The sequence below is a fragment of the Saccharomonospora sp. genome (genome assembly GCF_027317685.1).
In the GTDB taxonomy this organism is placed as follows: Bacteria; Actinomycetota; Actinomycetes; order Mycobacteriales; family Pseudonocardiaceae; genus Saccharomonospora.
On record NZ_DAHVQP010000133.1, the window covers coordinates 22185 to 28378 of the forward strand.

At 66.7% G+C, this 6194-nt stretch carries 6 protein-coding genes and 1 pseudogene; 5 read left to right on the plus strand and 2 right to left on the minus strand.

Translation table 11 applies throughout. From position 1 onward, the window contains the following. The first annotated feature begins 24 nt into the window (after positions 1 to 24). From M7H19_RS16090 to M7H19_RS16110, 5 genes are all read left to right on the plus strand, one after another. Positions 25 to 222, plus strand: coding sequence for a ferredoxin (locus tag M7H19_RS16090; protein WP_298182255.1), 198 nt, complete (start codon positions 25 to 27; stop codon positions 220 to 222). Then, a complete protein-coding gene (locus tag M7H19_RS16095) occupies positions 219 to 1409 on the plus strand; it encodes an FAD-dependent oxidoreductase (RefSeq protein ID WP_298182257.1) in 1191 nt (396 codons plus the stop codon). Before M7H19_RS16090 ends, M7H19_RS16095 begins: the two co-directional genes overlap by 4 nt. A 28-nt stretch (positions 1410 to 1437) precedes the next feature. After that, positions 1438 to 2667: a cytochrome P450 gene (locus M7H19_RS16100; protein WP_298182260.1), complete on the plus strand. Its 1230-nt coding sequence runs from the start codon at positions 1438 to 1440 to the stop codon at positions 2665 to 2667. 23 nt (positions 2668 to 2690) lie between these two features. Further along, complete coding sequence (locus M7H19_RS16105) at positions 2691 to 2882, plus strand: ferredoxin (protein WP_298182262.1); 192 nt, start codon at positions 2691 to 2693, stop codon at positions 2880 to 2882. A gap of 187 nt (positions 2883 to 3069) precedes the next feature. Then, positions 3070 to 3816, plus strand: a complete 747-nt coding sequence (locus M7H19_RS16110; protein WP_298182265.1) for an SDR family oxidoreductase — start codon at positions 3070 to 3072, stop codon at positions 3814 to 3816. Between the two features lie 43 nt (positions 3817 to 3859). Here the strand turns inward: M7H19_RS16110 and M7H19_RS16115 are convergent, their stop codons facing one another. Both M7H19_RS16115 and M7H19_RS16120 read right to left on the minus strand, forming a co-directional pair. Then, on the minus strand, positions 3860 to 5602 hold the full coding sequence (locus tag M7H19_RS16115) for a pyruvate dehydrogenase (RefSeq protein WP_298182272.1): 1743 nt from the start codon (positions 5600 to 5602) through the stop codon (positions 3860 to 3862). 114 nt (positions 5603 to 5716) lie between these two features. Next, positions 5717 to 6194 (minus strand): annotated as a pseudogene (locus M7H19_RS16120) (hemin transporter); the annotation flags it as partial.

Sequence of the window (6194 nt, forward strand, 5' to 3'; positions counted from 1 at the left end):
CAACGATCGAGGAAGACAGTGACGATGAAAATCAGTGTTGACGAGGACAAATGCTGTGGCGCGGGGTCGTGTGTGCTGAGCGCGCCCGAGGTGTTCGACCAGCGGGACGACGACGGCATCGTCGTGCTTCTCGATGCCACACCACCCGAGCGGCTGCACGCGGCGGCTCGTGAGGCGGCCAGTGTCTGTCCGACCGCAGCGATCATGGTGACGGAGGAATGAGCGAAACCCACGACGTTCTGGTGGTCGGCGCGTCCGCAGCCGGGTTGTCCACCGCCGAGGCGTTGCGCCGCAACGGCCATCGGGGACGACTCACCCTACTCGGAGCCGAGGAACACGTGCCCTACGACCGGCCACCTCTGTCCAAACAGGTCTTGGCAGGCGATTGGCAACCGGAGCGGGCACGGCTTCGCCCGGAACAGATGTTGTCTGATTTGGATGCTGAATTCGTTCTCGGCGACCCTGCCGTGAGATTGGACACAGCACAACGGACCGTCCACACCACATCCGACAGAACGCTGTCCGCCGACACGGTCGTGGTGGCCACCGGCGTTCGCCCGCGTCGACTTCCCGTGGAACACGACCTGACCGGCGTACATGTGCTCCGCACACTCGACGATGCGCTGGCACTGCGAGCCGGTCTGTCCCGCTCAGCTCGGCTCGTCGTGGTCGGTGAAGGCGTTCTCGGCGCGGAAATCGCCGCCACCGCACGGAAACTCGGGCTGGATGTCACCCTGGCCGGGCCACAATCGGCTCCTCTGGCGAACCAGCTCGGCCCACTGGTGTCGGGGACGCTGGCGGATCTGCACTCCGAGCACGGAGTCCGGCTGGCGCTCGGCCACCTGGTCGAGGAGTTGACCGGTGAGCATGGACGCGTCACGGGAGTTCGTCTGGACAACGGTGAGTCGCTGCCCGCGGACCTCGTCGTCGTCGCGATCGGAGCGGAACCGGCGACGGCGTGGCTGCGCGACAGCGGCCTCACTCTGGACGACGGCGTCGTCTGCGACGCACGTTGTCAGGCCGCACCCGGCGTCTACGCCGTCGGCGACGTGGCCCGTTGGTACCACCCCACGCTGAGAACGATGTTGCGGCTGGAGAACCGCACCAACGCCACCGAACAAGCGCAGGTGGTGGCCGCCAACATCCTCGGCGCCGACCGGACATACGCGCCCGTTCCCTACTTCTGGACCGACCAGTTCGACGCCAAGGTGCAGGTGTACGGCCGCCCCGGAGCCGACGACGACACGACCGTCGTCGAAGGTGATCCCGCCGACCGGCGTTTCGTGGTCCGGTTCGAACGCTCCGGGCACGTCACCGGAATCGTCGGCTGGAACATGCCGAAACAGGCCCGGCTACGCCGCCGCGAGATCGTGGAGGCGCTCGACGCCGCGCCGCTACCCACCACATGAAGTACGACCACCACAACAGGAGAACCCGATGACCAGCACAGTCGAGAACTCCACCGAGGACGCGGCCGCGATCCCCGAATACCCCATGGCTCGGGACGCCAAATGTCCGTTCGACCCGCCACCGACGCTGCGGGACCTTCAGCAGGAAGGTCCGCTGGCGAAAGTCCGATTGTGGGACGGCAGTACGCCGTGGCTGGTGACGCGGTACGCCGACCAGCGCGCGCTGCTGGCGGATCCGCGGATGAGCGCCGACATCACCAAGCCGGGCTACCCGAAGCAGGCACCGCTCAGTGGAGACAGCTCCTCCGTGAGTTTCATTCTCATGGACGACCCGGAACACGCCCGGTTGCGACGTATGGTGACGGCACCGTTCACCGTCAAGCGGGTACGGGCGATGCGTCCGGCGATCCAGGGCATCGTCGACCGGCTCATCGACGACATGCTGGCCGGTCCGAAGCCGGTCGACCTCGTGGAGGCGTTCGCCCTTCCGGTGCCTTCGCTGGTGATCTGTGAACTGCTCGGAGTTCCCTACTCCGACCACGACTTCTTCCAGGACAACAGCAAAACCGTGATCAAACGGGACGCTTCCCCCGAGCAGCGGATGGCGGCTCTGGGCGAGCTCGGCGCATACCTGCACCGGCTCATGGACGACAAGCTCGCCGAGCCCGGTGAAGACCTGCTGTCGGGCCTGGCGGGCCGCGTCAAGGCCGGGGAACTGACCAAGAACGAAGCCGCGCAGATGGGTGTCCTGTTACTCATCGCCGGGCACGAGACCACCGCGAACATGATCGCGCTGGGCACGCTCGCCCTGCTGGAGCACCCGGACCAACTGGCCCTGCTGCGCGACACCGACGATCCGGCGCTGGTGGACTCGGCCGTGGAGGAACTCCTGCGATACCTCCACATCACCCACAACGGACGTCGCCGTGTCGCCCTGGAGGACATCAAGATCGACGGACAGGTGATCCGCGCCGGTGAGGGCGTGATCTTCCCCAACGACATCGGCAACCGCGACCCCGAGGCGTTCCCCGACCCCGACCGGCTCGACCTCCGCCGCGACGCTCGACACCATGTGGCGTTCGGTTTCGGGGTGCACCAGTGCCTGGGCCAGCCCCTCGCCCGCCTGGAACTGAACATCGTCTACAGCACGCTCTACCGCCGTATTCCCACGCTGCGGCTTGCGACCGAGTTCGACAACATTCCGTTCAAGCACGACGGCTCGGTCTACGGCGTGTACGAACTTCCCGTGACCTGGTAATCCACCGCCTGGAAAGGACCACCATGAAGATCACTATCGACCAGGACAAGTGTGTCGCATCCGGACAGTGCGTCGTCGCTGCCGAGCAGGTGTTCGACCAGGACGACGACGGCATCGTCATCCTGCTGGACGCCGAGCCTTCCTCCGACCAGGCCGCCGACGTCCGGCATGCCGCCTCGGTCTGCCCGGCCCTGGCCATCCACGTGGAGGAATGACCGCGAACGTGGTGCTTCCTCCACGGTAGACACGGACGCCCGGTGGCCCGGCCACCGGGCGCTCCTTCGAACCGTTCTTCGTCAAATGACGTAGCCCGGACCGGACGACGGTGCCTACCGTGGGGCTCCAGGGCGTCGTAGCGTCGGTACTCACACGCACCGCGCAACCGAGCCCGGAGGAGAGTTCGTGCAGTCTTCCCGTCTCGAAGGACGCGTCGCCGTCGTCACCGGCGCGGCCGGTGGCCTGGGTTATGCGATCGCCCATCGCCTCGCCGCCGAAGGCGCCACCGTCGCCGCGCTCGACATCGACTTAGACGACTCCCGGCCCGACGAGAACTCCGCGGCAGTGCGTTCGTGGGTCTGCGACGTCACCGACCCGGACGCTGTGAGCACCACCGTCGAGGCGGTGGCCACCGAGCTGGGCGGAATCGACGTGTTGGTCAACAACGCGGGTCTGTTGTCGGGACGCAACAGCCTGCTGGAGGCCACCCCGGCGGAGTTGCACCGTTTCTACGACGTCAACGCCGTCGGCCCACTGCTGATGGTGCAGGCGTGCTTTCCGTACCTGCGAAAAAGCGCCCACCGCGGTCGGGTGATCAACGTCGCGTCCCGCACGTTCTTCACCGGTGCGCCGGGTCAGATCGCTTACGTGGCCAGCAAAGGGGCCCTGATCGGTATGACCCGGGTCATGGCACGAGAGCTCGGCGAGCACCGCATCACCGTCAACGCGGTCATGCCCGCCCAAGTGGCCACACCCGGCACCCGGGCTCACTCCGGCGACGAAGTCTTCGCCCGGACGATGTCCCAGCAGGCCATCCAAGAGTTCGTCACCCCCGAGGACTTCGCCGGACTCGTCGCCTTCCTCGCCTCCCCCGACGGCGCCCTGATCACCGGACAGACGATGGTCTGCGACGGCGGTGGCCTCCTGCACTGACCCGCACCGACCTGCACCGACCTGCACTGACCTGCACTGACTCCTAGGGTCGCGGGATGTTACGCAGGTTCGAACGGGCGAGCTGGATCATCCGTCCCACCCCGCCCTGAAGCACCATCTTGCTGGTCGCCAAGGCGAAGCCCGTCAACTGCTGACCGGTGATGCGTGGTGGCACCGACAGCGCATTCGGATCGGTGACGACATCCAGGAGTGCGGGGCCGTCATGGTCCAGCACCTCGCGCAACCCGGAACGCACGGCCTTCGGATCGTCGACACGCACCCCATGGGCTCCCGCGGCACGGGCGATGGCCGCGTAGTCGACGTCGGGGTACTCGGTGCCGTGCGGAGGTAGCCCCGCCACCAACATCTCCAGGTCCACCATGCTCAGCGAGGAGTTGTTGAACAACACCACCTTCACCGGCAACCCGTATTGGATGATGGTGAGGAAGTCTCCCATGAGCATGGAGAACCCTCCGTCACCCGCCATCGCGACGACCTGCCGCTCCCTGTCGGGCAGCTGCGCTCCGATCGCCTGGGGCATGGCGTTGGCCATCGAACCGTGGGTGAACGAACCGATCACCCGACGCCGCCCGTTGGGGGTGATGTAGCGGGCGGCCCACACGTTGCACATACCCGTGTCCACGGTGAAGACCGCGTCGTCCGCGGTTTCGTCGTCCAGGACGGACGCCACGTACTCGGGGTGGATGGGCTTGTGCCGCTCCACATCCGTGGTGTAAGCGGCGACGACTTTCTCCAACGCATCGGCGTGCTTGCGTAACATGCGGTCGAGGAACCGGCGATCGGTCTTGCGACTCACCCGCGGAGTGAGACAACGCAACGTCTCCCCCACATCGCCGCTGACACCGAGGTCGAGACGCGATCTGCGCCCCAGGTTCTCCGGACGGACGTCGACCTGCACGATCTTCACGTCGTCCGGCAGAAACGGCCGGTACGGGAAATCGGTACCGAGCAGGATCAGCAAGTCGCACTCGTGCATCGCCTCATACGCCGCCCCGTAGCCGAGTAGACCCGACATGCCCACGTCGAACGGGTTGTCGTACTGGATCCACTCCTTGCCGCGAAGCGCGTGCCCCACCGGGGCCTGCACTCGGTCGGCGAAGGCCATGACCTCGTCGTGTGCCTCGGCGGCGCCGCTGCCGCAGAACAACGTCACGCGTTCCGCCTCGTCGACGATCTCGACGAGGCGGTCGAGTTCGGCCTCGCCCGGCCGCACCGTGGGCGGACGGGACACGAGTGCCATCTCAGTACGCTTACGCGGCGCTTCCATGCCCGCGACGTCACCCGGCAGGCTGATGACCGACACGCCCGACCGGCCGATCGCGGTCTGAATGGCGATCTGCGCCACCTGGGGCATCTGCTCGGGGTTCGAAATCATCTCCGAGTAATGGCTGCACTCGACGAACAGCCGGTCGGGATGCGTCTCCTGGAAGTAGGCGGTACCGATGTCCTCACTCGGGATGTGCGCGGCCACGGCCACGACAGGGGCCATGCTGCGATGGGCGTCGAACAGACCGTTGATGAGATGCAGGTTGCCCGGCCCACAACTGCCCGCGCACGCCGTCAACCGGCCGGTGATCTGTGCCTCGGCGCCGGCCGCGAAGGCAGCGGCCTCCTCGTGCCGTACCTGCACCCACTCGATCTCCGAACTACGCCGCACGGCATCGGTGACCGGGTTGAGACTGTCGCCCACGACGCCGTAGATACGCCGCACACCCGCCTGCACCAGCAGGTCCACCAACTGCTCGGCCACCGTCGCCATCGACACTCCCTTTCGACCCGTGCACCCTCCCGCCGAGAAGTAGCCCTTTGTCGACGGGGTGAAACGTCGGCCGCCGGGACGTCGCGTCACCGTTGCGTCCCGGCGGACGCGACAGGATGGTCAGTCCCGGGCGAGCCACATGTCGGAGCCGAACACCTCGTAGTGGATGTTGGCCGCGGGGACACCGAGCTGCCGTAGTTGTGTCCGCATCTTCCGCATGAAGGGAAGAGGACCACAGAGGTAGACGGTGGCGTCCTGCGGAACGGTGAGGGCGGTGAGGTCGACCTGCCCGGTGCGGTCGGCGGGCCAGGTCCCCTCCGGGTGTTCGTACCAGACGTGGACCGTGGCGTTGGGCAGTTTCGCCGCGAACTGCTCCAGATCGGATCGCAGTGCGTGCGTGCGTTGACTGCGATCGCCGTGCACCACGACGACCTGTCTCGTCGATCCGGTCTCGGCGAGGTGGCCGAGCATACCGATCAGCGGGGTGTTGCCGATGCCCGCCGAGATCAGCAGGAGCGGATTGCCCGCCTCGTCGAGCGTGACGTCACCGAACGGCAGACTCACCCGCACGACGTCGCCTTCGGCGATCCGGTCGTGC

Excerpts from the sequence above, each read along its gene's own strand:
- M7H19_RS16090 (WP_298182255.1), top strand. The coding sequence starts at position 25 with ATGAAAATCAGTGTTGACGAGGACAAATGCTGTGGCGCGGGGTCGTGT.
- M7H19_RS16095 (WP_298182257.1), top strand. The coding sequence starts at position 219 with ATGAGCGAAACCCACGACGTTCTGGTGGTCGGCGCGTCCGCAGCCGGG.
- M7H19_RS16100 (WP_298182260.1), top strand. The coding sequence starts at position 1,438 with ATGACCAGCACAGTCGAGAACTCCACCGAGGACGCGGCCGCGATCCCC.
- M7H19_RS16105 (WP_298182262.1), top strand. The coding sequence starts at position 2,691 with ATGAAGATCACTATCGACCAGGACAAGTGTGTCGCATCCGGACAGTGC.